At 30.1% G+C, this 26,482-nt stretch carries 24 protein-coding genes; 17 read left to right on the top strand and 7 right to left on the bottom strand.

The genetic code is table 11. The features are described 5' to 3' along the window. Nucleotides 1-169 precede the first annotated feature (169 nt). Both RWN11_RS01575 and RWN11_RS01570 read right to left on the bottom strand, forming a co-directional pair. On the bottom strand, nucleotides 170-1,105 hold the full coding sequence (locus RWN11_RS01575; protein ID WP_314160045.1) for a hypothetical protein: 936 nt from the start codon (nucleotides 1,103-1,105) through the stop codon (nucleotides 170-172). A gap of 26 nt (nucleotides 1,106-1,131) precedes the next feature. After that, the gene (locus RWN11_RS01570) at nucleotides 1,132-1,896 is read right to left on the bottom strand and encodes a D-alanyl-D-alanine carboxypeptidase family protein (RefSeq protein ID WP_314160044.1); all 765 of its coding nucleotides are present in this window, start codon (nucleotides 1,894-1,896) and stop codon (nucleotides 1,132-1,134) included. 319 nt (nucleotides 1,897-2,215) lie between these two features. Between RWN11_RS01570 and RWN11_RS01565 the strand changes: the two genes are divergently transcribed. From RWN11_RS01565 to RWN11_RS01525, 9 genes are all read left to right on the top strand, one after another. Further along, the gene (locus RWN11_RS01565; RefSeq protein ID WP_314160043.1) at nucleotides 2,216-3,211 is read left to right on the top strand and encodes a DUF2232 domain-containing protein; all 996 of its coding nucleotides are present in this window, start codon (nucleotides 2,216-2,218) and stop codon (nucleotides 3,209-3,211) included. A 2-nt stretch (nucleotides 3,212-3,213) separates the two neighbouring features. Beyond that, complete coding sequence (locus RWN11_RS01560; RefSeq protein WP_314160042.1) at nucleotides 3,214-5,160, top strand: DHH family phosphoesterase; 1,947 nt, start codon at nucleotides 3,214-3,216, stop codon at nucleotides 5,158-5,160. Between the two features lie 31 nt (nucleotides 5,161-5,191). Then, nucleotides 5,192-5,635, top strand: coding sequence for a 50S ribosomal protein L9 (rplI, locus tag RWN11_RS01555; RefSeq protein ID WP_314160041.1), 444 nt, complete (start codon nucleotides 5,192-5,194; stop codon nucleotides 5,633-5,635). A 22-nt stretch (nucleotides 5,636-5,657) separates the two neighbouring features. Further along, entirely contained in the window at nucleotides 5,658-7,019 is a 1,362-nt protein-coding gene (gene dnaB / locus RWN11_RS01550; RefSeq protein WP_314160040.1) for a replicative DNA helicase, read from the top strand. An 11-nt stretch (nucleotides 7,020-7,030) separates the two neighbouring features. Beyond that, nucleotides 7,031-8,302 (top strand): DUF4767 domain-containing protein, encoded by a 1,272-nt coding sequence (locus RWN11_RS01545; RefSeq protein WP_314160039.1) that lies wholly within the window; start codon nucleotides 7,031-7,033, stop codon nucleotides 8,300-8,302. 87 nt (nucleotides 8,303-8,389) lie between these two features. Next, nucleotides 8,390-9,367 (top strand): signal peptide peptidase SppA, encoded by a 978-nt coding sequence (gene sppA, locus RWN11_RS01540; RefSeq protein ID WP_314160037.1) that lies wholly within the window; start codon nucleotides 8,390-8,392, stop codon nucleotides 9,365-9,367. Nucleotides 9,368-9,380: 13 nt separating this feature from the next. After that, nucleotides 9,381-10,028 (top strand): RDD family protein, encoded by a 648-nt coding sequence (locus RWN11_RS01535; RefSeq protein WP_314160036.1) that lies wholly within the window; start codon nucleotides 9,381-9,383, stop codon nucleotides 10,026-10,028. 381 nt (nucleotides 10,029-10,409) lie between these two features. Next, entirely contained in the window at nucleotides 10,410-12,863 is a 2,454-nt protein-coding gene (locus RWN11_RS01530) for a heavy metal translocating P-type ATPase (protein WP_314160035.1), read from the top strand. Nucleotides 12,864-12,894: 31 nt separating this feature from the next. Next, a complete protein-coding gene (locus RWN11_RS01525) occupies nucleotides 12,895-13,089 on the top strand; it encodes a heavy metal-associated domain-containing protein (RefSeq protein ID WP_314160034.1) in 195 nt (64 codons plus the stop codon). Between the two features lie 195 nt (nucleotides 13,090-13,284). Here the strand turns inward: RWN11_RS01525 and RWN11_RS01520 are convergent, their stop codons facing one another. Further along, the gene (locus RWN11_RS01520) at nucleotides 13,285-14,121 is read right to left on the bottom strand and encodes a DegV family protein (RefSeq protein WP_314160033.1); all 837 of its coding nucleotides are present in this window, start codon (nucleotides 14,119-14,121) and stop codon (nucleotides 13,285-13,287) included. Between the two features lie 317 nt (nucleotides 14,122-14,438). Between RWN11_RS01520 and RWN11_RS01515 the strand changes: the two genes are divergently transcribed. The 3 genes from RWN11_RS01515 (at nucleotide 14,439) to RWN11_RS01505 (ending at nucleotide 16,953) form a co-directional block, all read left to right on the top strand. Then, nucleotides 14,439-15,134 carry an HAD family phosphatase gene (locus RWN11_RS01515; RefSeq protein WP_314160032.1) on the top strand — a complete coding sequence of 232 codons (696 nt, stop codon included), beginning with the start codon at nucleotides 14,439-14,441 and terminating at the stop codon, nucleotides 15,132-15,134. Further along, a complete protein-coding gene (locus RWN11_RS01510) occupies nucleotides 15,124-15,843 on the top strand; it encodes an HAD-IA family hydrolase (RefSeq protein WP_314160031.1) in 720 nt (239 codons plus the stop codon). The genes RWN11_RS01515 and RWN11_RS01510 overlap by 11 nt, the downstream gene beginning before the upstream one ends. 111 nt (nucleotides 15,844-15,954) lie before the next feature. Further along, the gene (locus tag RWN11_RS01505) at nucleotides 15,955-16,953 is read left to right on the top strand and encodes a D-2-hydroxyacid dehydrogenase (RefSeq protein WP_314160030.1); all 999 of its coding nucleotides are present in this window, start codon (nucleotides 15,955-15,957) and stop codon (nucleotides 16,951-16,953) included. Nucleotides 16,954-17,223: 270 nt separating this feature from the next. Here the strand turns inward: RWN11_RS01505 and mscL are convergent, their stop codons facing one another. After that, nucleotides 17,224-17,592 carry a large conductance mechanosensitive channel protein MscL gene (gene mscL / locus RWN11_RS01500; protein WP_314160029.1) on the bottom strand — a complete coding sequence of 123 codons (369 nt, stop codon included), beginning with the start codon at nucleotides 17,590-17,592 and terminating at the stop codon, nucleotides 17,224-17,226. A gap of 470 nt (nucleotides 17,593-18,062) precedes the next feature. Here mscL and RWN11_RS01495 point away from each other — a divergent pair, with 470 nt between their 5' ends. Together RWN11_RS01495 and RWN11_RS01490 are read left to right on the top strand one after the other, a co-directional pair. Further along, on the top strand, nucleotides 18,063-18,497 hold the full coding sequence (locus tag RWN11_RS01495; RefSeq protein WP_314160028.1) for a LytTR family DNA-binding domain-containing protein: 435 nt from the start codon (nucleotides 18,063-18,065) through the stop codon (nucleotides 18,495-18,497). 11 nt (nucleotides 18,498-18,508) lie between these two features. After that, nucleotides 18,509-18,952 (top strand): DUF3021 family protein, encoded by a 444-nt coding sequence (locus RWN11_RS01490; protein WP_314160027.1) that lies wholly within the window; start codon nucleotides 18,509-18,511, stop codon nucleotides 18,950-18,952. Nucleotides 18,953-19,111: 159 nt separating this feature from the next. Here the strand turns inward: RWN11_RS01490 and RWN11_RS01485 are convergent, their stop codons facing one another. Together RWN11_RS01485 and murC are read right to left on the bottom strand one after the other, a co-directional pair. Continuing rightward, nucleotides 19,112-19,630: a DUF948 domain-containing protein gene (locus RWN11_RS01485; protein WP_314160026.1), complete on the bottom strand. Its 519-nt coding sequence runs from the start codon at nucleotides 19,628-19,630 to the stop codon at nucleotides 19,112-19,114. A gap of 66 nt (nucleotides 19,631-19,696) precedes the next feature. After that, on the bottom strand, nucleotides 19,697-21,001 hold the full coding sequence (gene murC, locus RWN11_RS01480; protein ID WP_314160025.1) for a UDP-N-acetylmuramate--L-alanine ligase: 1,305 nt from the start codon (nucleotides 20,999-21,001) through the stop codon (nucleotides 19,697-19,699). A 347-nt stretch (nucleotides 21,002-21,348) separates the two neighbouring features. Here murC and RWN11_RS01475 point away from each other — a divergent pair, with 347 nt between their 5' ends. The 3 genes from RWN11_RS01475 to RWN11_RS01465 all read left to right on the top strand — a co-directional run bounded on the left by RWN11_RS01475 (nucleotide 21,349) and on the right by RWN11_RS01465 (nucleotide 25,831). Further along, the gene (locus tag RWN11_RS01475) at nucleotides 21,349-21,957 is read left to right on the top strand and encodes a ribonuclease H family protein (RefSeq protein ID WP_314160024.1); all 609 of its coding nucleotides are present in this window, start codon (nucleotides 21,349-21,351) and stop codon (nucleotides 21,955-21,957) included. 390 nt (nucleotides 21,958-22,347) lie between these two features. Then, nucleotides 22,348-24,111 carry an ABC transporter ATP-binding protein gene (locus RWN11_RS01470; protein ID WP_314160023.1) on the top strand — a complete coding sequence of 588 codons (1,764 nt, stop codon included), beginning with the start codon at nucleotides 22,348-22,350 and terminating at the stop codon, nucleotides 24,109-24,111. Continuing rightward, nucleotides 24,098-25,831 carry an ABC transporter ATP-binding protein gene (locus tag RWN11_RS01465; RefSeq protein ID WP_314160022.1) on the top strand — a complete coding sequence of 578 codons (1,734 nt, stop codon included), beginning with the start codon at nucleotides 24,098-24,100 and terminating at the stop codon, nucleotides 25,829-25,831. The genes RWN11_RS01470 and RWN11_RS01465 overlap by 14 nt, the downstream gene beginning before the upstream one ends. Before the next feature lie 69 nt (nucleotides 25,832-25,900). Here RWN11_RS01465 and RWN11_RS01460 read toward each other — a convergent pair whose 3' ends face one another. After that, a complete protein-coding gene (locus RWN11_RS01460; protein WP_048803358.1) occupies nucleotides 25,901-26,218 on the bottom strand; it encodes a DUF1904 family protein in 318 nt (105 codons plus the stop codon). Between the last annotated feature and the right edge of the window lie 264 nt (nucleotides 26,219-26,482).

The raw sequence follows: 26,482 nt of genomic DNA, 5'->3' as shown, positions 1-26,482 counted from the left end.
GTGTTCGGTGGATTATTGACAGTAGCAAGACAACGCAGAAGAAATAAATAATAATTAAGGTTGCTGGTTAAATGTCTAAAATTTATTAAAGAAGATTTTTAACAAAAGTACAAAAAGAAACGACTCGAAACTGATTTCTTAGAAATCAAAATTTCGAGTCGTTTTTTTTTTATCCAATTAAATCTGCTCTTATCCAACCATCACGGCTACCATAAGAAACATAAGCCCAAGCTTCTCCATCTGAGTTTACTTCAATATAGTGTTGATATACAGAACTTCCAACTTTGATTGAAGTGATGACATTACTTGAATCGTTTGAAGAACTTCTTAAGTTTACACCTGCAGAAGGTTTAACGTAGACAGTACGTTCGTCGCTGCGACGTTTAGATGAACCAGAAGAACCAGAAGAACCTTCTTTTACAATAATAGTTTCTTTTTCTTTAGCTTTTTCATTTAGTCCGTTAACAGTGAATGTACGTTTGAATTCTCCTGTTGTTTTTAGTTTTAATTTATTTAAAGTATTTTTATTTAGTGTAATAGTAACTTCAACTTTGTCACCATTTTTTAAGTTGCTTTGTTTATTGAATGAAATATCTGGATTTGATAATAAGTTAGAGATTTCAGCATTAGAATTTGCAACCTCAGGAACTTTTTTGATATCAGCTTCAGGTTTCCCTTCTCCTTCAGCTCCGTATGCGACGAAGTTAACTTCGTAAGTAGCTAGGTCAATAACATTTTCTTTCTTAAGGAATTTATTATATCCAAAGTATAATGCTACTACTAGAACAACTAAAGTAACGATTGCTGTTAAGACAACAGGTAGGATACTTTTTTTCTTCTCTTTGGGTTCTTCCATGTACATTGGAGGAACGTTATAGTTTGGTTGGTTGTTAAAATTTTGTTGTTGATCATTGTAATTTTGTTGTTGATTAAAATTTTGATATTGCGCATTTTGATATTGTTGATCATACCCTTCGTTATGTTGAGGATTGGTAAAGTTAGGGTCATAACTTTGATTGTTATATTGTGAATTGTCAAAATTTTGGTTATTGTAATTCTGATTGTCAAAATTTTGATTATTTGGATTTTGATTATTTCTATTCATTGATTTCTCCTGTTATTAATAATATTTTAGTTTGCATAGTCTCCACCCGGAGCGTTAAGGTACTCTTCTAGTGAAATATTCTTTTCATAAATTGTTTTAGCTACATCCTCACCAACATAGCGAATGTGCCAACTTTCTTCCATGTAACCAGTTTTTTCAACGAACTGAGGTTTGTATCTAACGATAAAACCGTATTTATGTGCATTTTTATCTAACCATTCTGCTGCTTTTTTACTGCTTTCACTAGTGCCTTCTGCACCTAAAAGTTGACCTTGGTTGTCGATAAGGTCGAAAACTAGTCCTGTTTGGTGTTCGCTATAACCCGGTCGAGCTGAGAATCTGTCGGCTTCTTGTTTTCCGTGCGAAGCAACGTAGTTATTGTAAAGTCCAGCTTGTGTTTCGTATGCTCTAAAACCAGAAACCTGATTAGATACATTTAATCCTAAAGCTTGTGCATCGCTGATTAATTTATTTACTTTTTGGCGTGCTGTAGGATTCTCACCTGGGTTGTAGTTAGCAGGGAGTGGGTGTTTTTTGTTAGCTAACACAATACCGTTAATGATTGTTGGTTGATTAACTGTTTCTGGAGTTTTTCCGTTAGTAGACGGAGTGTTTTCATTATTGTTATCAGATTTGGTATTTTCTTTAGTAGTAGATTTCTTATTGTCTTCTTGGATAGTTTGATTAGATGTTGTAGTTTTATCATCTTTAGTTAAATAATAATATCCACCCAATGCAAATACTAAAACTACTAGAGTAACTGTAATAATGGTAATAATATATTTTTTCATGAAAATATCCCTTTCTATAAATTTAATAAATATAAAAATTAATACATTAGTAATAAATGTAAAATTAGTTGTATCCTCTACTAAATATCATAAATTTTATAATGTTTTTTGTCAATTATAAAAAGTATTTAACATGAAAAAATTATTGAGAAATCTTGTTTTTAAAGTGGATTTTATTTTTTTGTTTTATTCTAGTTTGATATTTGTGTTTTTTTATTTTTCTTTAAAAAAACGTCGGAATTTGGTATAATAATAAAGATACCTACATAGTTATGAATGCTATGAGGAGGTATTATTAAAATAATAAAGGAGTGTTAATTTGGATAATAACATTTCAGAACTTTTGGATAAAGAAATTAAAGAATTAATGAAGAATAAATTTTTCTTTAGAATGCCTAGTAATTCAAAGATCTTAGCATATTCAGTGAGTTATTTATTGTTGATATTATTAGGAACATTATTGAATATTGGATTTATGGCAGCATTTATTTCTGTTTTTCCACTTGCTTATGTCTTAGGTGCGAAAGGATTCAAATACTGTATTCCATTGATTATTATAGGTGGAGGAATATTATTGTTATTTGCCTCACCTGGTATGATTTTCTGGTTTGGAATGCATGCGATTATCTCTTATTTAGTATATAGAGCAATATCTATACGTGTGAATAAGATACTATTAGTTGTTACGGTTAATGTTTTACTATTCTTAGCTGTAGCTTTATATGTATTCTTATCTATTAAGATGGGTATGTTGACTATAGATAGTAATCAGATATTAGAGTTTATTAATTCTTATGTGAATTCGATGGCAGAAATGAATCAAAATGTTGATAAAAATTTGGTATTAGAAAGTTTTTCAAATTTACAAAAGACATTTCCTGTGACGTTGTTTGTAATGTTATTTGTATATAGTTTGGCTTTGGTTCAGTATACATTATCGTTATTAGCTAGAGAGTATGTGATTATTCCAGTGTTTCCTAAGTTTAGTCACATAATGTTGAGCCCTAGAAGTGGATATATATACATAGGAGTTTCATTGATAACTTTTCTTGTAGAGATGGAAGCGGGAAGTAATACTTATAGTTTTTGGAATATTTTATTCCAAAATATTACAGGAGTGTTCTCGCTGGCGTTTATTTTAAATGGATTGTTTACTGCATTCTTCTTTGTAGAACAAAAATCAAAATCAAATATTGGGAAGACAGTGGTGTTTACATTAATGTTGATTTTTAGTCCTATTTTCGAATTACTTGGATTTGTTGATAGTATATTTAAGTTAAGAGAAGGATATATTGTTATGAAGAGGGGGAGATAAGTGTGAATGATAAGAAAAAATATGAATTGATTATTTTTACTATTTTTCTAATTGGCGCAATTCTAAGTGGGATATTTAATATCTATAGCTTAGTTATTTATATATTGATGGGCTTACTTATTTTCTTTCTTTATACTAAGCAAAAGAAAAAGTCTAGCGAACAAATGGAAAGATATGTTAGCAAATTGACTAATAGAATTAAAGATTCTTCAGAAAGAGGGATCAATAAGTTCCCTATAGGAATAGTAGTAATTGATGAAAATAAAAATATTGAATGGGCAAATAACTTTATTTATAAAAACATTAAAGTCGAAGAGATAAAGGGTCTAAATATTTTAGAGCTTATGCCTGAGATTAAAGAGTTGTTTGATTTGGAAACGCCAGTTGATAATCAGTTTGAAATTTTTGGTAAGCATTTTAAAGTAAACTATCAAAAAGATAGCGGATATATTTATTTCTTTGATATTACAGAAAGTAAAGTTGTAATGCAACGATTTAGAGATACTCGTCCGATTATTCTTAATTTGAGTATTGATAATTATGAAGATGTATCTGATTCTTTAGATGACGAAGTGGCAAGTAGATTGGATGCTACTATTGTTATTACATTAACAGATTGGGCTAAGAAAAATAGTATTTATCTGAAAAGAATAGATGAAGATAGATTTATCGGATTATTAAATGTAAAAGACTTAAAGAAAATTGAAAAAGAAAAATTCCAAATTTTAGATACTATTAGAAATCTAAAAGAGGAGTTTGATGCACCTATTACTTTAAGTATAGGTGTTGGAATGGGAACTGACTTTTTGCCGGAATTAGGAGAACTTGCGAAGAGTTCATTAGACCTAGCTTTAGGTCGTGGTGGAGATCAGGTTGCCATGAAGGATGTTGATGGTACGATTAGATTTTATGGTGGTAAAACTAATCCACAGGAAAAACGTACTAGAATTAAGGCTCGTGTTGTTTCTAATGCATTGGCTGATATCGTAAATGATAGCGATAAGATTATCGTAATGGGGCATAAACGTCCAGATTTCGATGCAGTCGGAGCTTGTGTAGGTATTTATACTTTTGCTAAGTTTTTAGGTAAAGAGTGCTATATTATCTTAAATGATAGTGATCGAGATGAAACAATTCAGAAAGTAATGTTTGAGATTGACAGTCTAGATGAACAGCTGTCACGTGTTTTTGTAAACAGTGATGAAGCTTGGGAACTTATGACACCGCAAACAACTCTAATTATTGTTGATACATCTGATGCTTCTCGTGTAATAGATGCGGCGATTTTATCAAAAGCTAATAAGAAAGTTATAATCGATCACCATAGACGTGGTGAAGATATAATTACAAATCCATTGTTAACTTACATTGAACCTTATGCTTCATCGGCATCGGAATTAATCGCTGAGTTAATTGAGTATCAAACTAAGATAGAGAAAATTTCCCCTATTGCTGCAACGGTTATGCTTGGAGGGATAGTAGTCGATACACAAAACTTCTCAATAAGAACAGGTTCTAGAACTTTTGATGCAGCAGCGTATTTACGTAGTAATGGTGCTGATCCTACAAAAGTCAAAACAATTTTAAAAGAACCGTTTGAGAATTTTATGAATAGAGTAGAAATTATTAATAATTCTATTCAAAAATCACCGGAGATCATCATGGCAAAAGCCCCAGAGGATAAATATTATACTAATGTTATGCTTGCTCAGAGTGCGGATTTACTTCTTACTCTTAAAGGTATTGAATGTAGTTTTGCTATAGGATACTTAGAAGAAGGTAAGGTCGGTATTTCGGCAAGATCTCTAGGAAAAGTAAATGTTCAACTTATTATGGAAGAACTTGGTGGCGGAGGTCATCTTGCTAATGCAGCAACACAAATCGAAGGGGTTAATTTAGACGAAGCGTTGGAACGTTTAAATGATGCTATTGATAAAATAATATCTTAAAAATAAATCATAGAAAAAAGGAGAAACTGAAATGAAAGTTATATTTATAGAAGATGTAAAAGGAAAAGGTAAAAAAGGAGATGTTAAGGAGATTGCTGACGGATATGCAAAATTCTTAATAACTAACAAGAAAGCTGTAGCAGCAACAAACGCTAATATGGCGACACTAAAAGGACAACAAAAACGTGTTGAAAAAGATAAACAAGAAGAATTAGTTCAAGCTAACTTACTTGCGAAACAATTAGAAGGTTTAGAAGTAACTATTAAAGTTAAATCTGGAGAAGGCGGAAGACTTTTCGGTTCAGTATCTTCTAAACAAATTGTTGAAGAGCTAAAAAAACAACATGACCTAAAAGTTGATAAGAAAAAAATTGATTTACCACATGGTATTCAATCATTAGGTTATACAAATGTTAAAATTAAACTACACTCTCAAGTAGAAGGAACAATTAAAGTTCACGTGGTGGAACAATAGTAAATAAGTTGAAGGTGATAATATGAAATATCATATAGATTCTGTCGTTATGGCGGAACAATCGTTATTAGGGGCTCTAATGCAAGAGCCTGAAAAGTTAGTAGAAGTCAAGGCGACGGTTGATGTTGAAGACTTCTATGATGAACGAAATAAAGATATTTACAGTGCTATTTTACGTTTAGACGAAATGGAAATAATACCTGACACCACTACAATTTTTGAAGAAATAAATAATAGTGGGGCATTCAGAAATGTGGATGCCTCATTATATATAGTGGATTTATATGATGTTACACCAAGTTCTCGTAATATAATGCATTATGCAAATTTAGTAAAAAGGTATTCTATTTACAGAGAAATTCGTGCTGCATTGTTAAATAGTACTGAGGAGATGAATCAAGGAAATGCTGATATTGATTCGTTAACTGCAACTTTATTCGATCAAGTAGAACGTGCCATGGAACGTGCTAAGACATCTCAGTTTAAGAATATGAAAGATGTTACTGAGGAAGTTTTTAAAGAAATTTTAGCGCGTATGGCAGGAGAAGGAGAAAATGTAGCTGTACCTACTGGGTACGGAGCTTTAGATAAGCTTGTAGGTTTTGGTAAGGGAGATTTAATTATCCTTGCAGCACGTCCTGCGATGGGGAAAACAGCTTTTGCGCTTAATATTGCTCTTAATATTGCTGGGAAGAATCCGCGTTCGGAAGAAGAAAAAAGAACAGTTGCCTTATTCTCGTTAGAGATGGGTGCAGATCAGCTTGTTTCTAGGATGATCTGTAGTGAAGGAATGATAGATTCTGAAAAAATTAAACGAGGGACTCTTGATAATGATGATCTTATGAAATTAGAAACAGCAGTTCATTTCTTAAATCAAAAAAATGTCTTTATTGAGGATAGTGCGTTTATTAAAGTAAATGAAGTAAAAGCGAAATGTAAGTTATTAAAAGCAGAACATGGTTTAGATTTAGTGGTTATCGATTATTTACAACTTCTGCAAGGAAGTAAGAGAACCGATAATAGACAACAAGAGGTATCTGAAATATCTCGTAGTTTAAAACAGATGGCAAGGGAATTAGAGTGTCCTGTAATTGCGTTATCTCAGTTATCGCGTAGTGTTGAATCTAGGCAAGATAAACGACCTATGATGAGTGACCTTAGGGAATCGGGAAGTATTGAGCAAGATGCTGATATTGTTTCATTCTTATACCGTGGTGACTATTATAGAAGTGAAGATGCCGATGAAAGTGAAGTTCAAGAAACAAGTGATGTCTCTACTATTGAGGTAATTATTGCTAAAAATAGGCACGGACAAACAGGAACGGCAGAACTTGCATTTATGAAACGATATAATAAGTTCGTATCTAAAACTTATGGAGAATAGGAGAGGGAGTTGTGAAAAATAGAAATAATAATCAAAATAATGAAATGAATAACAATCAAAATGGTTATTATGATGAAAATAGAAATTTTATCCAAGGTGGATATTATGACCAAGATGGAAATTTTATATCTGGTGGATATTATGATCAAGATGGAAATTTTATACCTGAGGACTATTATACTCCTAATAACGACCTAACTCCAGCTGGGTATTATGATACAAATGGTTTCTTTATAGTAACGGGGTATTATGATCAAGATGGTAATTATGTAGAAGATAATAGTTATTCAAGTAATAATGTCAATAACGGGCAATACAATAAAGGTGGAAACTTTGTTTCGTTTACTGGTCCAGGAAATAATTATAATGGTAATTCTATTGATAATAGTGTTAGAAATGCTAAAAATTGCATTGAAGAAGAATCTAAAAAGAAAAAATCTAAACTGAGTTACCTAGTAGTATTACTTTTAATATGTATAATTGCCGCAGGTATCTATTATTTTAAATTCTACAATAAAGATTTAAAAGTAGTTCACATTGATCAGTATAAAGTTGAACTAGCTGCTTATGGAACTAATAGAAATGGTAAGGTTGATGTTAATATTACGGGAATTCCAGAAGTTAAAGATATCGACGAAAACATCAAGAAATTCTTAAGAAAACCTGAGGTTAAATATTCGCCAAAAGAAAATTTGGGAAATGGAAGTAAAGTTGATGTAGAGATAACTCTTAATAAAGAGGAAGCTGAAAAGAAAGGTTTAAAACTTACTGGTAGCTTTAAACGTACTCTTACAGTAACTGGCTTATCAGAAGAAAATAATCCTAAAAAAGAAGAGAAAAAATCTACAAGTAATACTCTTTGGAATAAAGAAAAAGGAAATAAACTTTATCAATATGTAAAAGAATGGGAAAAAACTTTAGATCAAAATTATAAGGAATATACTATTGATAATAAAGTTAATTACTATGGATTACATCTTCCAGGAGATACGGAAAAAGTCGGGAAATCACGTTTAGTGCTTGAAGGTGATAAACTGATTAATATGAAGTGGTCGCCAGAAGGGAATCAGAAAGATGTCTATAATATAGTTGCTGTATATTCTGATATTGAGAATGTTAGAGGTCCAGCGTCGCATTTATATTACTTTACAATCTTGAATGGAGAACCGATTGTCTTGGTAACTGAACAAAATCAAGGTAATGATAAAGCGTACTTATATTTCAAGAGAACAGCGAATGTTTATCTACAAGAAGAGTTTGAAAAAATAGTTAAAGGTGAGTAGATTAAAAGCTAGGGACAGATGGCTAAAGGGTTATTTGTCACTGGCTTTTTACAAAAAAAATATAATAAAGTTTTGGAGGAAAAAATTATGAATTTTAAGAATAAAAGATTGATATCAACAGTTATTGTTGTGGTCTTAGTAGTATTTTCGTTAATTAAAGGAACTATCACATCAAGTAACAACAGTAAAAAAGACGATGCAGAATTAAATGGATATTTAACAGAGTTTTTACAAGAACAAAGTGTTACTAAATTAACTTTGAAAAAAGGTGATAGTAGTGAAATTATTCAGAAAATTTCTATAGATGGTGAAATTAATGCTGAGATGACGAACACTTATTCAAGAGGATCTGTGTTAAATCAAATCAAAGAAGCTAAAAATAATCCTAATGTTAAAGCTATACTATTATCAGTAAACTCACCAGGTGGGGGAGTTTATGAAACTGCTGAATTATATAATGCTTTAAAAAATAGTGGTAAAGATGTTTATGTCTCAATGAAGAAAATAGCTGCTTCGGGTGGATATTATGTATCTACGCCAGCTAAGAAAATCTTTGTGAATACTGAAACAACCACTGGTTCTTTAGGAGTAATCATGAGTTATGTTTCTGCTCAAAAATTTTTAAACGATCACGGAATTAAACAAGAAACTATCCGTTCTGGAGAGCAAAAAGCAGTGGGTGGCTTAACAGAAGACTTACCAGAATCAACTAGAAAAATATTACAAGAACAAAATAAAGAAGCATATGAAAGATTTGTAAAAGCTATAGCAGAAGGTAGACACTTAAGTGAAGATGAGGTTAAGAAACTTGCTGATGGTAGAACTTACACTGGTACTCAAGCAGTAGCGAACAAATTAGCTGATAAAGTAGGTACTGAAGATGAACTTATTGATTTAATAAAAGAAGAAAAAGGGTTATCTAATCCAACTATGATCGAGTTAAGAGCTGATAAAACTGCAGAAAGTTTAATTTCTAGATTTGTAAAAGCAACAACAAAAAGTTTCATCTCTGAATTAAATAGCGAAGTAAATTCAAACAAAGTTGAGCGTAGCTACTTAGGATAGGGAGGGAATTTAAATGAACAACGATTTAAATAATAATACACCTTCATATGACCCGTTTCTTAATGGGGGAGTAGTACTGAATGAAATTGCACAAAATGAAGAACTTGTTAAGGAGTATGAAGATGCTAAAGAAACACAAGAAAAATTAGAAAAAGATTTTTCGTTGCCAACTTCATTAGAAGATTATTTAGTACTTTCTAAAAATTTCTATGCAGGCTTTTGGATTAGATTTGTTGCATATGTAATTGATATGATAGTTATTTATGCTATATCTAGTTTATTAAATACTTTTAGTTTTGGACTTTTGAATAAGCAATTAGATTTTCCTATCTTAGGAGAAGAATCTCTGAGTTATGTTATTGTTATGTTTACTTACTTTATAGCTATGACTTACTTCTTCTCTCAAACCTTAGGTAAGATGATTATGAAGATAAAGGTAGAGACTAATAAAGGGGAAAAGTTAAGTTTCGTAGATGTAGTTTATCGTGAGCTAGTAGGTAGATTATTAACGATATTCTTAGTTTACCTACCGTATTTAGCAGTAGTTTTCACAAATAAGAAAAAAGGACTTCATGACTTTATTGCTGATACTGTAGTAGTTAAAGAAGATTTCTCTAAACTACGTCGTCAGATGAATGAAAAGTTAGAGAGTAAAAATTAATATTGTAAAAAGCTGTAGGTTTTAATAAATCTACAGCTTTAAATTTTAAATTAAATCCTAGAAAATCAGCTGGGATTGATAAAAAGGTCCTAAAATTTGACAAAGTTCATATGATAACTCATAGACGCAGTGGTTTATTGATATCTAAATTCGCTTTATAAAAGCTTTTTAGATATCTAATAAACTGTGCGGGGGTGACTCGACAAAATCGATTTCTACGAAATCACAATTTTTGAGTCACTCCCTATATCATAATGATAGCTGTTATTGATTATTTAAAATATTGTTGACAATACTTTTAGGTGGTAGTATAATTAATTTACAACAAAGACTACAATTGTAGACGAATAAAAATATTTAAAAGATAGGTGTGATTAATATATGGTAAAAAATGAAACATATTTAATTGAAGGGATGAGCTGTGCTTCTTGTGCAACGCATATTGAAGAGGGTTTAAAACAAGTCGATAATTTATCGGATGTTAATGTGAATCTTGCGACAAGTAAACTTACTCTTTCTAGAGGAGAAGGAATAGATAGAACTGAAGTAGAAAAGATTGTAGAAAAATCGGGGTATAAGCTTACTTATGTTTCTAGTATTGAAGAGAGAACTTTCATATTAGAAGGAATGAGTTGTGCAACGTGCGCGAAAAATATAGAAGATGCGATTTCATCTTTAGATGGAACTGAAAAAGCAGTCGTTAATTTTGCTACTGAAAAAATGGTTGTAAAATTTGATAAAGAAAAATTAAGTGTAGCTGAGATTGAGAGAAAAGTAGAAGAAGCGGGCTATAAAGCAAGATTAGAGATAGATAATTCGGTAGATGACCAAGCTGAGAAAAAACAAAAAGAAATTGATGGTATTTGGAAAAGATTTATTTATTCAGCTATATTTACAGTGCCTGCGTTGTACATAGCGATGGCTGAGATGGTAGGATTACCTATGTTGGAAAGTTTAAGCCCAGTGGGAAATCCAAAATTATTTTCAACTGTACAGTTTATTCTGGTGTTACCTGTTTTGTATTTTGGTAGAAAATTCTTTAGTGTAGGAATTAGAGCTATTCTTAGAAGAAAACCTAATATGGATTCTTTAGTAGCGTTAGGAGCAGGGGCAGCATTCTTATATAGTGTTTATTCAACGGTATTGGTATATTTAGGTGATGAACATGCAGCTATGAATTTGTACTATGAATCTGCAGCGGTAATCTTAACATTGATTACACTAGGTAAATACTTTGAAGGAGTATCGAAAAGTCGTACTACAAATGCTATTAGTAAGTTGGTTGGGTTAGTGCCAAAAACAGCTAATTTAATAAAAAATGGAGAAGAACACGTAGTAGCCGTAGATGAAATATCTACAGGCGATATACTTCTTGTTCGTCCTGGTGAAAAAGTACCTCTTGATGGAGTTGTGATTGAAGGTCGTTCGACTGTAGATGAATCGATGTTAACAGGTGAAAGTATCCCTGTAGAAAAAGACATAAATAGTAAGGTTGTTGGAGCTAGTATCAATAAAACAGGTGTTTTCAAAATGAAAGTTACTAAAGTCGGAAAAGACACTACTTTATCACAGATTATTAAACTTGTTGAAGATGCTCAAAATTCTAAAGCTCCGATTGCAAAACTTGTTGATAAAATTTCAGGTGTATTTGTTCCTATTGTTATTGTTTTAGCACTAATAGCTGGAATTTTATGGTACTTTGTTGGAGATGCATCTTGGAGTTTTTCTCTAAAAATTATTATTGCAGTGCTTGTTATTGCTTGTCCTTGTGCCTTAGGTTTAGCTACACCGACAGCTATAATGGTAGGTACAGGTAAGGGTGCAGAACACGGTATTTTAATAAAAAGTTCAGAAGCTTTGCAGTTAGCTAAAGAAGTTGATACTGTTGTTTTTGATAAAACTGGAACATTGACAGAAGGTAAAATTTCAGTAACTGATATAATGACATTTAATAATTTATCTGAAGAAGTTCTCTTGCAACATGCAGCGAGTGTAGAATATCTTTCAGAACACCCATTAGGTCTAGCTATAGTAGATGAAGCTAAAAATAGAAATTTAGAGTTGTTAGAAGTTAAAGATTTTAGTTCATTAACAGGATTAGGTATTTCATCAATGGTTGATGGAAAGTCAGTACTTATCGGTAATGAAAAACTAATGTTGGAAAATAATATTGTTACAAAAGATTCAGTTGAAAAAGCAGAGAAATATGCTTCAGAAGGGAAAACACCATTATTCATATCTGTAGACTCTGAACTAGCTGGAATTATAGCTGTTGCCGATCAAATAAAAGCAAGTAGTCTAGAAACTGTTGAAAAATTACATAGCTTAGGGTTAGAGGTAGTTATGTTGACTGGTGACAATAAAAAAACTGCTGAGGTAATTGCAGAACAATTATCAATAGATAAAGTAGTGAGTGAAGTTCTGCCAGAAGATAAAGCAAATGAAATCAAAAAACTTCAAGCTCAAGGTAAAAAGGTAGCAATGGTCGGTGATGGTATTAATGATGCACCAGCATTAGTACAAGCAGAAGTCGGAATAGCAGTAGGAACAGGAACTGATGTAGCAATCGATGCGGCAGATATAGTATTGATGAAACCTGACTTAAATTCTGTTGTTAATGCTATAGTTTTAAGTAAAAAAACTATAACAAATATTAAAGAAAATCTATTCTGGGCATTTTTCTACAATATTATAGGTATTCCTTTTGCAATGGGAGTATTCTACATATTCGGTGGACCATTGTTAAATCCAATGCTAGCAGGAGCTGCAATGAGCTTTAGTTCTATATCTGTAGTTCTAAATGCCTTAAGATTAAAAAGAGTAAAATTAAATTAATAAAATCATTAAAATGAAAGAAGGATTAATAATGAAAAATGAATATAGTATCGAAGGAGTAAAATGTGGTGGTTGTGCCGCTGCTGTTAAAGAAAGATTATCAAAACTAGATAATGTAGACAATGTTGAAGTTAATATCCAAGATAAAAATATTGTAGTAGAAGGAAATGCTTCAAAAGAAGAACTTCAAGTTGCATTAGTAGATACAAATTTTAAAATAGTTTAATAAAAAATGTGGATGACCCAAAAGCTCTAAATTTAAAAAAAGTGTCTATGAAAACTCATAGACGCAGTGGTTTATTGATATCTAAATACGCTGTATAAAAGCTTTTTAGATATCTAATAAACTGTGCGGGGGTGACTCAACAAAATCTTGTTTCTTAAGAAATCACGATTTTTGAGTCACTCCCATTTTTGTTTTTTATTTATCATAACATAAATATCCTATTGCGATGGCTTTAGGTCCTGCATGAGATCCAATTACGGGAGAAACGATTTCTGTTTCAACTTCGATATTGCCAAAAGTTTTCTTGATAGATGTCATTGCTTTTTCTAATAATTCATCTGTTGTATAAAGAACAAATAAACTCTTTGGATTTCTTTCTTTTATTTCTTCACACATTTTTGAAAGAACTTTATTCATTCCTCTATGTTTACCACTTACTGCAAGGAGACCATCTTTAATAGTGATAATAGGAAGAATATTTAGTAGGTTTGATAGAACGAACTGAGCTTTAGTAAGTCTTCCTCCTGCATATAAATATTGCATAGTTTCAACTGTTACAAGAACATTGTGTTGCTGTGAAAGCTCTAAGTATCTATTTTCTATATTTTCGAATGGTAGACTTCCTGTCTCGAATTCTTTAATAATTTTTTCGATAGCTATTCCTACCATTCTTGCTATTTGAAGAGTATCGATTATCTTGATTTCTACACCATCGATAAGTTCCTTAGCTTGAACGAAAGAAGAATATGTTCCAGACAGTTTAGAAGAAACGCTAAAGGCAACGATACGCTCTATTCCTTGTTGTTTTAAATCTTCATAAACGCTTAAAATTTTACCTACTGCAGGTTGGCTTGTGCTAGGTTTTTGTCCGTTGTGTATTCTTTCGTAAAATTCATTAGGAGTTATAGTTACGTTATCCTCGAAAATCTCATCATCAAGACGAACCTCTACCGGAATAACTGTAATTGGATTGTTATTTGCAAAATTTTTATTAATTTGTAATGCTGAATCGCACACAAAAGCTGTTTTCATAAATTTAACCTCATGTTTAATATTATATTCAAAATTATTGTAGCTTTACTACGTTTTTATATAATACACTAAAAATAAAATTTTTTCAAATAAAAAGTGAAATAAAAAGTAAACTATTATCGTTGTTTTTAAAATTTAATACGTTTAATATATTGAATTTAAAGGTAATGTAGTGTTTTAATATTTATTAACGTGGATATTGAATATCGACAATTATATTTTTATTATCTTGGACTGATAATACTGGTAAAGAAACATTTTTCCATGAAATACTAAGTATGATATAATAATTTAAAGGTTATAAAGTAAAAATTTAGATGAAAGATATAAAAGAAAAAGCGAAGGGGATAAACATGAGTATAAAAGCAGTGTTATTTGATATGGATGGATTAATGGTAGATACCGAAAGTTTGGCAACAGAAGCATTTATTCATAGTGCGAAAAAGCAAGGATATGAGATGACTAGAGAAGAGACTCTCTTGGTATTAGGTTTTACTACAAAGAGTATTTATGAATTTTGGGAAAATTATTTTAAGGATTCTAATGTTAGTGGAAAGCAATTAGTTGATGATCATTATAAATATATAGAGGATATATTGTTTACGATAGGTCCTAAAAAAATGCTGTTTATAGAGGAATTGTTAATATATCTAAAAGATAATAATTACAAAGTTGCGGTAGCTTCATCTTCTAATATGAATCACATAACAAACAATATGGAAAAAACAGGTCTTGTAAAATATATAGATAAGCTTGCTAGTGGTGCAGAAGTAAAAAATGGTAAACCAGCACCAGATGTGTTTTTATTAGCGGCAGAGCGTTTAGGAGTAAAACCTGAAGAATGCTTAGTTTTGGAAGATTCTAAGGCTGGTGTAATTGCAGGAAGTACAGCAGGCGCCAAAGTTATTATGGTTCCAGATATGTTTGAACCTGATGAAATTTGTAAAGAAAAAGCTTATAAAATAGTTGAGAATTTAGGAGAGGTTATTAAATTATTAGAAAATGGTGAGTAAAGAGAATAAAATGATTGGTCTTGTTTTTGATGTGGATGATACGTTGTATGAACAGATAGTTCCATTTGAGAATGCGTATAAGAGTCTATTCGATATGGATATTGATATGGAACGATTTTATCTTTTGAGTCGACATTATAGTGATGTGAAATTTGAAGCTTCTCGAAATGGTGAGATGACTATGGATGAATATCACATTTATAGAATTCAAGAAGCGGCGAGAGACTTAGGCGTCTTTCTAACTGATGAGCAGGCATTAAATATGCAAAAAGAATATAAAAAAAATCAACAAAAATTACAAATGTCTAATATAACTATAAGTATTTTAGAACTAGTGAAAGAAAATAATGTAAAGCTAGGAATTATTACTAATGGACCAAGTGAACATCAATGGTCTAAGATAAAAACATTAGGTGTTGAAAGATGGATTGATAAAGAGAATATCATTGTCTCAGGTGATTATAGTATAAATAAACCAGATGTTAGGATATTTGAAATTATGCAAGAAAAACTACAGCTTCCTAATGATTCTCTATACTATATAGGAGATTCGTTGGAAAATGATATAGTTGGAGCGGATAATGCAGGCTGGAAAGCAATTTGGATAAATCGTTATAAGCGAAAATCACCAGGGAATGTTAAAATTTATAAAATAGCGGAAAATAATATCGAATTATTTGAAATTTTCAAGAAAATTTTTGAAAAATGAAATAAAATAGTTTTAGTAAATTAATTTTTATGGTAAAATTAGTTATATTGATTTTATTAGAAGTTTACTAGAATACAGTTGAACTAGTACTTTGTATAAGGAGGAAAAGAGATGAAATTAGTATTTTTTAATTTAAGAGAAGATGAAAAAAGTGCATTAGAAAATTGGAGAAATGCTCATTCTGAAGTTGAGATTGATGTTTATGCAGAGGAACTTACATCAGCCAACAAACATTTACTAGAAGGTAAAGAAGGTGTAGTTCTAGCTCAAAACAAACCTTTTGAACGTGATGTATATGAATATGCTAAAGAACAAGGAGTCAAAGTTTTTGCGACTCGTTCAGCTGGTTTTGATATTTATGATTTAGAGTTAATGTCTGAGTTTGGAATTAAAATGACGAATGTACCATCATACTCACCAAATGCTATTGCTGAGCATGTACTAACTTCTGCATTACGTATTAGTAGAAATACAAATAAAATTCAACGCAATTTAGAAAAACATAATTTTTCTTGGAATCCAGGAATATTATCACGTGAACTTAGAACTTTAACAGTAGGTGTTATAGGTACTGGAAGAATCGGTACTCAAGCTGCTCGATTATTCAGTGCTTTAGGATCTAAAGTTTTAGGTTATGATGTGTATCAAAATGAAGCGGCAAAAGAAGTTCTAGACTATGTTGAGAATTTAGATGATTTAATAGCGAATTCAGATATTATTACTATTCATATGCCAGCTATTAAAGAATATAATCATATGGTAAATGATGAATTTCTTGCTAAGATGAAAAATAATTCAATCTTATTAAATGCTGCTCGTGGTATGCTAGTAGATACTAAGGCTGTTTTACGAGCTTTAGATAGCGGGAAACTTCTTGGAGCAGGGTTAGATGTTTATGAAAATGAAGGTAAATATGTTCCTAAAAACTTTGAAGGGAAAGAGTTTGATGATAAACTATTACAAACTCTAATAGATCGTGATGATGTAATTTATACACCTCACACAGCGTTTTACACAGAAACAGCAATCCAAAACCTTGTAGAAGGTGGATTAGAAGCGGCTGTAGAGGTTATTACAACTGGAACATCTGCAAATGTTGTAAATAAATAAAAGGGTTTGATTCAAAATTCCTAAATTTTAAAAAAGCGTATATGATAACTCATAGACATAGTAGTTTATTGATATCTAAATTCGCTTTATAAAAGTTTTTTAGACATCTAATAAACTGTGCGGGGGTGACTCGATAAAATCTTGTTTCTTCGAAATCAAGATTTTTGAGTCACTCCCGTTTTTAAATTGTATAATTAGAAATCTACCATTGAGTTTTAATTTTATATAGGAAAAAGGTCTGACATTGTCAGACCTTGAAATTTTAATTTATTATTTTTTTAGTAAATCACGGATTTCTTTAAGAAGTTCTTCTTTAGCATCAACTTCTGGTGCTTTTTCTTCAGCTTCTTCTTTAGACATTTTATCTTTAGCTGTGTTGATAGCTTTAACAAAAATGAAGATTGCGATTGCTGTAATTAAGAAGTCGATTGTAATTTGAATGAAGTTACCGTATTTGATATTATTCCAAGCTAAGTTAGTGAAGTCTGGTTTAGCAGGGAAAAGTAATCCAATTAATGGCATCATAATATCAGTTACTAATGAACTAACGATTTTTCCGAAAGCAGCCCCCATGATAACCCCGATAGCTAGATCTAATACATTTCCTTTAAATGCAAATTTTTTAAATTCATTTAACATAAAAAATATCTCCTTTTAAAATTTAATACTAAAGTATATTATATTAAAATATAAATAAAATCAAGAAGAAAGACTCAAATTTATAAAAAAAATAAAAGGAAACGCATTCTAATCTTAATTACCATATTAGTTAAATATATTTTTATAAATTATTGTGGTTAATTCAAAAGCCCTAGATTTTAAAAAAGTGTATATTATAGCGCATAGACGTAGAGATTTATTGATATCTAAATGCGCCTTTATAAAAGCTTTTTAGATATCTAATAAACTACTGCGTAAAGAGATTCGACAAAATCTTGTTTCTTAAGAAATCGTGATTTTTGAGTCACTCTCATTTGTTAAGTAGAATATACTGCATTTGTAATTAGATATAAATTACCGAATAAACAAGAAAACTAACCGAATATGCATTATCTATAGATTTTTAAATATTTATTATATAAAATATAATTATGAAAGGAGCTAAAGATATGAAAGTTGAATTAAATATAGATAAGAAACTTGAAGAAATACTAGTTACTATATCAGCAAATAAAGTGAATGATGAGATTCAAAATTTAGTGAATTATATAGAAAATAAGGAAGATTACTTTATAGGAGTTTTAGATGGGAAAGTACGTTTATTAAATACGGAGAATATTATAAGGGTATATGTTGAAGATAGAAAAGTATATGTAGTTACAGTTGAAGGTAGATTTATTGTTAGAAAAAAATTATATGAAGTGCAGAATATATTAACTAAGGATTTTATAAAAATATCTCAAAGTGAAATAGCTAATGTTAAATATATTCATAGCTTAGATTTAGGATTGAGAGGAACAATAGTTATAAATTATAAAAATTCGGATATAAGTTATGTATCACGTAGGATGTTAAAAGAATTTAAGATGAAATTAGGATTATAGGAGGTATTAAAATGAAATTATTTCAAAAAATTGTAATATTTATGTTATTAGGGATAGGAGCAGGGAATGTTATTAATCTGATATTCGGTATTTTGTGTGGTCAGTTTTATCCTGGTATGCCATTGTATATCCAGTGTTTTGATAATTTAAATATGGCAATATTAATTCAAACCTTAGTATACGCTATTTTAGGTATATTACAAGGATTAGCTGGTAAAGTATTTCAAAGTAAGTTAAATGATAATATAGTAATAGTATTTGTATCACATTATTTTCTTATTATGTTACCACTTGTGTTAGCGGGCTACTATTTGAAATGGTTTAGTAGTCTTACTACTTTAATTTTAATGCTGATTACAGCTACTGTGGTTTATATTTTAATAGGAACAGTTCGATATTTTAGTATTAAAAATAGTATAAGTGAGATAAATATAAAATTAAGAGATAATAGATAAGATTTTGCTAGTACAAAGGAGGAGCAACACAAATTAATGATTTTGTGTTGCTCCTCTAAATTTTATAACAGATTATAAAATACTTTTTAAAGAATACTTGATATAAAATATTTTTTAATTTTTGTTATTTTGAATTATTATTTTGTTTCAATTTAAATATTATTTTTCTTCTTCAACTTTATCTTTCTTTAAGAATTTGTTAAGTAAATTAGAAGCTTTAGCTTTATTTTCTTCTACTTTTTCAGAAAGATTTTCGATTTTTTCATCAGTATTTTTCTTAAATCCTGTAACATTAGATTTCATATTATCTACTGAAGATTGTAATCCGTTGATAGATGTTGCTAACCCTTCTGCTGAATTGAACAGCGGATCTAGCTTTTCAGATTTAACTTGTAAGTCTTCTGCTAAGATGTTTGTGTTTTGTAATAAAATATTAGTTTCTGCCATGATTGGTTCTAGGTTACCTTCAACCTTTTTAACTGTTTGATTTAGGTCTTTAGCAAGATTAAGAGCATCTTCTGCAATATTTGTTACATCTTCTACACATTCAGTAGCAATAGTAATAGATTTTCTAACAGTTCCAAGTGTAATCGCAGTGCTTATGCATAAGATTAATACTCCTACCCCTGCTAAAAAGATTCCAGCATAAGCTAAAATTAACCAGTTTATATCTAACATAATGTTTCCTCCTTTATAAGCCCTTATAATCAATTATATTTTAATATTGATTATAATACAACTAAATTATTTTGATTTGTGTTCGATAAATTTATGACAAAGTTTATTAATGTTACCAGCTCCCATAAAAAGGAATACACTATTGTCAAAGTTAAGTTTATCAAAATCATTTTCACTATTTATTATTTGAGCACCTTTAGTTACTTTTTGTAAATCTTCAATTCCAACAATTTTTTCCTTCTCACGTACTGAAGCGAAGATTGGACAAAGGAATACTTTATCTGCTGTTTCTAAGCTTTCAGCAAATTCATTTAGGAATTTAGCTGTACGTGTATACGTATGAGGTTGGAAAATAGCGATAACTTCTTTGCCTGCGTATTTTCTACGTGCGCTGTCGATAGTTGCTTTAATCTCACTCGGATGGTGAGCATAGTCGTCAACAATAACATTGTTTCCAATTTTGTGTTCGCTAAATCTTCTTTCAGCAGGTTTATATAAATCAAGTGACTCTTGAATTTTTTCAATACTGATACCAACTAAATCAGCTAAAGCGATTGCTGAGGTAGCGTTAGAAATATCATGTAATCCAAAGACTGCCATTGTAAATGTTCCTAATAGCTCAGAATTTTTATAAATGTCGAATTTACTGTGTTCTGGTGTAGTTTGAACATTTTTGATTTGATAATCATTCCCATCATTAAATCCATACTTAATTGTTTTTGCAGTAGTTGGTTTAAGTTGTGAAGCTAAGCGATCATCACCGCAGATTACTACTGTATTTTTAACTTGATTCACAAAGCTTTGGAATGCATCAAACATGTCGTGTTCATCATTGAAATAATCAGGGTGATCGAAGTCAATATTTGTAACTATAGCATAATCTGGATGATATGCAAGGAAGTGTCTATAGTATTCGCAAGCTTCAGCTATCATAAATTTAGAATTTTTTTCTCCGTGACCAGTACCATCACCGATTAGGTAAGAGGTAACGTGACTGTGTTTAAAGATATTACTTGCCATTGTTGTTGTGGTTGTTTTCCCATGTGCTCCAGTAATTGCTATTGAAGGAATATCAGAAAGCAGTTTACCAAGAAATTGAGCGTATGTGTAAGTTTTTAAGCCTAGTTCTTTAGCACGTCTATATTCGATATGAGTCTCGTTAAAGGCGTTACCTAAAATTATTTCGTATCCTTCTTTTATATTCTCTACTCCATAGTTAAACATAGGAATGTTTCTTTGTTCTAATTTTTCTTGTGTAAAAAAGTATGTTTCCTCGTCTGAACCTTGTACTTGATGTCCCATATCGTAAACGATTTGAGCAAGTGAGCTCATACCGGATCCTTTAATACCTATAAAATGATATTTACTCATTATCATGTCTCCTAAATTGTCTTTATAAAATAAAAAAATTTCTTTAATATTTTTTTCATAAGCAATTCAATTTTACAACAAAATACATAAAAATTCAATCAATAGGAGTTTTTTCTTCTATTGTATTTTCAAAAATTTTCTTTGTTTTTCATAAAAAAAGATTTAAATAATGTATAATTTTTTAGTAGTAGTGGCAGAATAAATGTTGCAGTTGAGTTTGATTTTGGAAACCTAAATTATAAACTATAATGTTTTGTGTTAGAGGACAGTTGATACAGTTTAAATTTTACTAAATATTTTCTATGTAGTATAATTTTAAAGTAAATATTTTTTGTAAGGAGAATATGATGACTAAATTTTATGCGGTAAGAAAAGGTAAAAAAACTGGAATATTTTCAACATGGGATGAGTGTAAAGAGCAGGTTACAGGTTTTAAGGGTGCGATATACAAAAGTTTTAAAACTATAGAAGAAGCAGAAGAGTTTGTAAAAGGTAATGAAGAAAAGATAGAGAATGTGGAAGCAGTTGATGGAGTGTATGCATATATAGATGGAAGTTTTGATAGAGTACAAGGTATCTATGGTTCTGGTGTAGTTATAGTAGATGGTGATAAGAAATATGAGTTCAAACATGCTGGAAATAGAGAAGATTATGCTCAATTACACAATGTTGCTGGAGAATTAGAGGCGGCCAAATATGTTATGTGGTACGCAGTAGATAAAAAAATTAAAGAAATCACTTTATTTTATGATTATCAAGGAATAGAATCTTGGGCAATTGGAGATTGGCAAGCGAATTTACCTTATACACAGGATTATGTGAAATTTTATAATAAGGTAAGAACAGTAGTGCAGGTTAATTTTGTAAAAGTGAAGGCACATACAGGTGTTGAACTTAATGAGGTTGTTGATAAACTTGCTAAGGATGCAATAGCGGAGTTTAAAAAAGAAAAATAACTAAGAAGTTGCTATTTTGGATTTGGTGTTGCTCCAAAAGTCTTAAAATTTAACAAGGTTCATATGAAAACTCATAGATGCAGTGGTTTATTGATATCTAAATTCGCTTTATAAAAGTTTTTTAGATATCTAATAAACTGTGCGGAAGTGACTTAACAAAATCTTGTTTCTTCGAAATTGCGATTTTTGAGTCACTCCCTATAATGAGTAGCTTAAGTCGAAATTAATTATATGCTCTAATCATATATATTCAAAAAATGAATAGGAATAACTGGGAAATAAGAATTTTTTAGTTATTCCTGTTTTATTTACTTTTTAATAAAATTAAGTGTTTAAATATGTTATAATTATTAAAATATAGTTTAATAAATGAAAAAAGGAGGGTGAAAAATGGACAAAACGATAAATAATAAGCAAATATTTAATAAAATAGCAAGTCTTATTTATAGAGATAAAAAACGCATAATAATTGCACTAATAGTTTCTATTGCATCTTATTATTTTACGTTATACCCAACTGATAGGTTAAGTTATATAGTTGATGGTATAGCAGGAGGAAATATTGATTTTGATGGTGTAGTTAATGAAATTCTAAGAATTGTTTTAGCTGGAATAGCACTATATATTGTTTATTTCTTTAAAGAATACTATACATTTATAGGATATGATAAAGTTATTAAAGATATGACCTATGATATTCAATATGATATTTATAGACATACTCCGGTATTTTTTAATAAATTTAGTATTGGAGAAGTTATTAGTAGATCAACGAATGATATTACGAATTATATTGCACCACTTTTTGGTTATGGTATTTTATTAATTTTTGATGGGATAATTTACAATTTATTTATAAGTGTTCTTATATTTAACAAATCTAGCTTAATTTATTTATTACTGATTCATATACCTTTGATTCTTCAGACTATTTATTTAGTTAGAAGACGTAATGTGCAGGAAAAATACTATAATGAGATGGCGAAAACTATGGATGAAATTACAGAAGAGACTTTAGAAAATGTTAAAGGTATTCGTGTAATTAGAGCTTATAGCTTGCTAGATAGAGTGAGAAATAGTTTTGTAGGAAAACTTAGAAGCTATGCTAGAAGTAATGAAGAATACATGAAGAAAACTCTTGTCTATCAACCACTTAATACAGTATCGTTAGCGACAAGTTATATTATAGCTGTAGCTTTTGGATTTTACTTTATTAATTTAGGGATGATGACATTAGGAGAGTTAATCTCAGTCTGTGTAGTTATAGGTATGATTCAGTGGCCGTATATTGCTTTATCTGAGTTAGTTATTATGATTATAGAAGTGCGTCAAGCTACAAAAAGAGTCCTAGAAATCTCTGATAAAAAAGCAGATGTTAATAATGACTTAGCTGAAAGTAATTTTGAGTTTAATAATAGTATTGAATTTAAAGAATTTAATTTTAGTTATGAGGATAATAATCATATACTAGAAGATATTAATTTTACAATTAATAAAGGTGAAACTATAGGTGTAGTAGGAAAAACTGGTAGTGGGAAAACGACATTTATCAAGCAATTACTTCGATTATATCCGATAGAGAAAAATACGCTACTTCTTGACGGCAAGGGAATGGAGCGATATTATGATTATTCTGTTAGAGAAAAAATAGGGTACGCACCACAAGAATATCAGTTGTTCTCAAAATCTATAAAAGAAAATGTGTTGTTTTATAGATATGATTTAGAGGATAGGTTAGACGAAGTATTGGAACAAGCTGATATTAAAAAGGATATTAGTAGATTTAAAGATGGTATTGATACTCTTGTAGGAGAAAATGGTTTATCTCTATCGGGTGGTCAAAAACAACGTCTAGGTATAGCGAGAGCATTGTTATCTAATCCTGAAATATTAATACTTGATGACAGTTTGAGTGCTGTAGATTCTAATACTGAAAAAACTATTATTGAAAATATTAAGAAAACTCGAGAAGGTAAGACTAATATAATAGTAGCCCATAGAATTTCTGCAGTAAGGCATGCTGATAAAATAGTTGTATTAGATAATGGTAAAATATTAAATTTCGGAACGCATGATGAGCTTCTTGAAAAATGTCCTTGGTATAAACAACTAGATGAGTATCAAAATAAGGAGGTAGAAGATGATGAAGAATAAAAATCCGTTATTTCAATTTCTTCCTTATATGAAAGAAGCAAAGAAATCTTATATAATAGGTTTTGTCTTTTCGCTACTAAATGTGGGATTAGGTGTTGCTGGTGTATATGTGTTGTCGAAAGTTTTTGATGGTATAACTGGAGATTTAACACGTCAGATAATTCTAAAATCATTGGTAGTAATAGCTGGCTATGGACTTATACTATTATGTTCAGGGATTTCTAATTATATTAGGAACATTTACTTAGTAAAAGGAGCTAATGAGGTTTACGTTAGAATTCAGATGCAGGTATATGATCATATACAAAACCTACCGATTAAGTATTTCGATAATATGCCAGCTGGTTCTGTAGTATCTAGGATAACGAGTGATGTTAACCAAATTAGAACATTTTTCGTTTCGACATTTGTGCAGATATTAATAATCGTGCTAAAGATTATTTTTTCTTATATTGTATTATTTTATGTAGATGTACGTTTTGGATTATTTATGCTAGCGTTATTTCCGGTAATGTTTATAGTATTAAAAATTTACAACAAGTTATCTATAGATAGTATTAAAGGGTATCGACGTAAATTTTCTCAAAGTAATGGGATTATAAATGAGAATTATCAAAATTTAGAAATCATCAAAGCTTTCAATAAAGAGAAAGAAAGTATTGAAGACTGGAATAAGCATAATGAAGAACGCTATAAATATTGGAAAAAATTAAATCTAGTAGATAGTCTGTTACTTCATAATATAACTGGAGTATTTAGAATTGTGATTTTCATAGGTATTGTTTATTACTATTCGTATTCACATTTTAATAATGTTTATGGCATTACATTGGGAATGGTATATCTATTTATAAATTATACTACCGATATAATTTATAGAATCGCAGACTTTACGATGGGGATTTCTAATTATATCAGAGCGCAAGGTGCGGCTATAAATATTCAAGAGATACTTAAGCTAGAAATCGAGGAAGACAATCATAACGATATTACCGAGGATGATTTCCGAGGAAATATTAAATTTGAAGATGTGTATTTTTCTTATAAAGATGATTTTTATGTGCTTCGTGATTTGAATCTTGAAATTAAAGAAAATCAAACTGTAGCTTTTGTAGGACATACGGGAAGCGGTAAGAGTACTATTATGAACTTGATTGTTAAGTTCTACAGTGCGACTAAAGGTAATGTCCTAATTAATGGTAGAAATATAAATGATTATAGTAAGGAGTATCTAAGAGAAAAAACGGCGATAGTACTTCAGGATTCATTTTTATTTGAAGGTACCTTACTTGAAAATATTACTACTTCAAATGATGAGAAAATTGCCAGAGAGGCCTTATCTAGAGTTGGAGGAGATTTCATATTAGAAAATCGCTCGTTGGACTCAAAAGTAGAAGTAGGTGGAAATAACTTTTCAACAGGGGAGAAGCAACTTATTTGTCTAGCAAGAGCCTTAGCTAAAGATCCTAAGATTTTAATTCTTGATGAATCGACGGCGAATATTGATAGTGAAACAGAACAAAATGTCAGTCGTGCTATAGAAGAATTAAAACAAGGACGAACAACGCTTATAATAGCTCATAGGTTATCAACTATAAAAAATGCAGATATGATTTATGTCCTTAGAAAAGGGAAAGTCATAGAAAGTGGAACGCATGAAGAGTTGTTGCACCTAGATGGAAGTTATAAGAAAATGTATGAAACTCAAGTAAAAGGGTAAAAAATTGGAGTAATTCGAAAAATCAGATTGAATTAAATCTTGATTTTCGAATTACTCCTTTTTTAATAATTATTTTTTGAATACAAATTCGTATGCTAAATCGATATCTTTAAATGAAATCATTACTGTTTCGTAACCAAGTGGTTTGAAAAGTTCATTAACAGCATTAGCAACTTTTTCGCAAACTTCTACAGGACGGTGAACCCATCCAATTTCTAAGTTTGCTCTGCTGATTTCTTCTCCATCAAGAATAGCAACACTTTCAATTAAATCTAATGTGAATGCTTCACGTGGTCTTTCGATTATTTCAGCAATAGTATCGAAAAGTTCAGCACTAACTTTTTTTAAATCTTCTTTTTTAAATCCTCTAGCAACTATACGTGGCATAACAGACCTCCATTATTTGAATTCGTTTTCTTATATTATATCATAATATAGTGTATTTTTGTTGGAAAATAGATTAAAAGAAATTTTAAAGCAATAGAAAAATAAGATTTAAAGAGAATTTCGATATTAAAATCATTTAATATATAAAATTAAAAATAGATATATTAGTATTAATAATAAATATATGAAATAAATTTATTAAAATAAAGTACAATTAAAAATTATTTTTATCATATTAACCTAAATTATTATACTTTTATTTTC

Source organism: uncultured Gemella sp. (assembly GCF_963519265.1).
In the GTDB taxonomy this organism is placed as follows: Bacteria; Bacillota; Bacilli; order Staphylococcales; family Gemellaceae; genus Gemella.
Note: the sequence above shows the minus strand (reverse complement) of the source record. Positions and strands in the feature narration are given on the sequence as shown.

Bases quoted from the DNA above. Each gene is read 5' to 3' on its own strand.
- RWN11_RS01470 (WP_314160023.1), top strand. From the start codon at position 22,348: ATGGACAAAACGATAAATAATAAGCAAATATTTAATAAAATAGCAAGT.
- RWN11_RS01530 (WP_314160035.1), top strand. From the start codon at position 10,410: ATGGTAAAAAATGAAACATATTTAATTGAAGGGATGAGCTGTGCTTCT.
- RWN11_RS01475 (WP_314160024.1), top strand. From the start codon at position 21,349: ATGACTAAATTTTATGCGGTAAGAAAAGGTAAAAAAACTGGAATATTT.
- murC (WP_314160025.1), bottom strand. From the start codon at position 21,001: ATGAGTAAATATCATTTTATAGGTATTAAAGGATCCGGTATGAGCTCA.
- mscL (WP_314160029.1), bottom strand. From the start codon at position 17,592: ATGTTAAATGAATTTAAAAAATTTGCATTTAAAGGAAATGTATTAGAT.
- RWN11_RS01520 (WP_314160033.1), bottom strand. From the start codon at position 14,121: ATGAAAACAGCTTTTGTGTGCGATTCAGCATTACAAATTAATAAAAAT.
- RWN11_RS01505 (WP_314160030.1), top strand. From the start codon at position 15,955: ATGAAATTAGTATTTTTTAATTTAAGAGAAGATGAAAAAAGTGCATTA.
- sppA (WP_314160037.1), top strand. From the start codon at position 8,390: ATGAATTTTAAGAATAAAAGATTGATATCAACAGTTATTGTTGTGGTC.
- RWN11_RS01510 (WP_314160031.1), top strand. From the start codon at position 15,124: ATGGTGAGTAAAGAGAATAAAATGATTGGTCTTGTTTTTGATGTGGAT.
- RWN11_RS01535 (WP_314160036.1), top strand. From the start codon at position 9,381: ATGAACAACGATTTAAATAATAATACACCTTCATATGACCCGTTTCTT.
- RWN11_RS01570 (WP_314160044.1), bottom strand. From the start codon at position 1,896: ATGAAAAAATATATTATTACCATTATTACAGTTACTCTAGTAGTTTTA.
- rplI (WP_314160041.1), top strand. From the start codon at position 5,192: ATGAAAGTTATATTTATAGAAGATGTAAAAGGAAAAGGTAAAAAAGGA.
- RWN11_RS01490 (WP_314160027.1), top strand. From the start codon at position 18,509: ATGAAATTATTTCAAAAAATTGTAATATTTATGTTATTAGGGATAGGA.
- RWN11_RS01575 (WP_314160045.1), bottom strand. From the start codon at position 1,105: ATGAATAGAAATAATCAAAATCCAAATAATCAAAATTTTGACAATCAG.
- dnaB (WP_314160040.1), top strand. From the start codon at position 5,658: ATGAAATATCATATAGATTCTGTCGTTATGGCGGAACAATCGTTATTA.
- RWN11_RS01525 (WP_314160034.1), top strand. From the start codon at position 12,895: ATGAAAAATGAATATAGTATCGAAGGAGTAAAATGTGGTGGTTGTGCC.
- RWN11_RS01460 (WP_048803358.1), bottom strand. From the start codon at position 26,218: ATGCCACGTATAGTTGCTAGAGGATTTAAAAAAGAAGATTTAAAAAAA.
- RWN11_RS01485 (WP_314160026.1), bottom strand. From the start codon at position 19,630: ATGTTAGATATAAACTGGTTAATTTTAGCTTATGCTGGAATCTTTTTA.
- RWN11_RS01495 (WP_314160028.1), top strand. From the start codon at position 18,063: ATGAAAGTTGAATTAAATATAGATAAGAAACTTGAAGAAATACTAGTT.
- RWN11_RS01515 (WP_314160032.1), top strand. From the start codon at position 14,439: ATGAAAGATATAAAAGAAAAAGCGAAGGGGATAAACATGAGTATAAAA.
- RWN11_RS01465 (WP_314160022.1), top strand. From the start codon at position 24,098: ATGATGAAGAATAAAAATCCGTTATTTCAATTTCTTCCTTATATGAAA.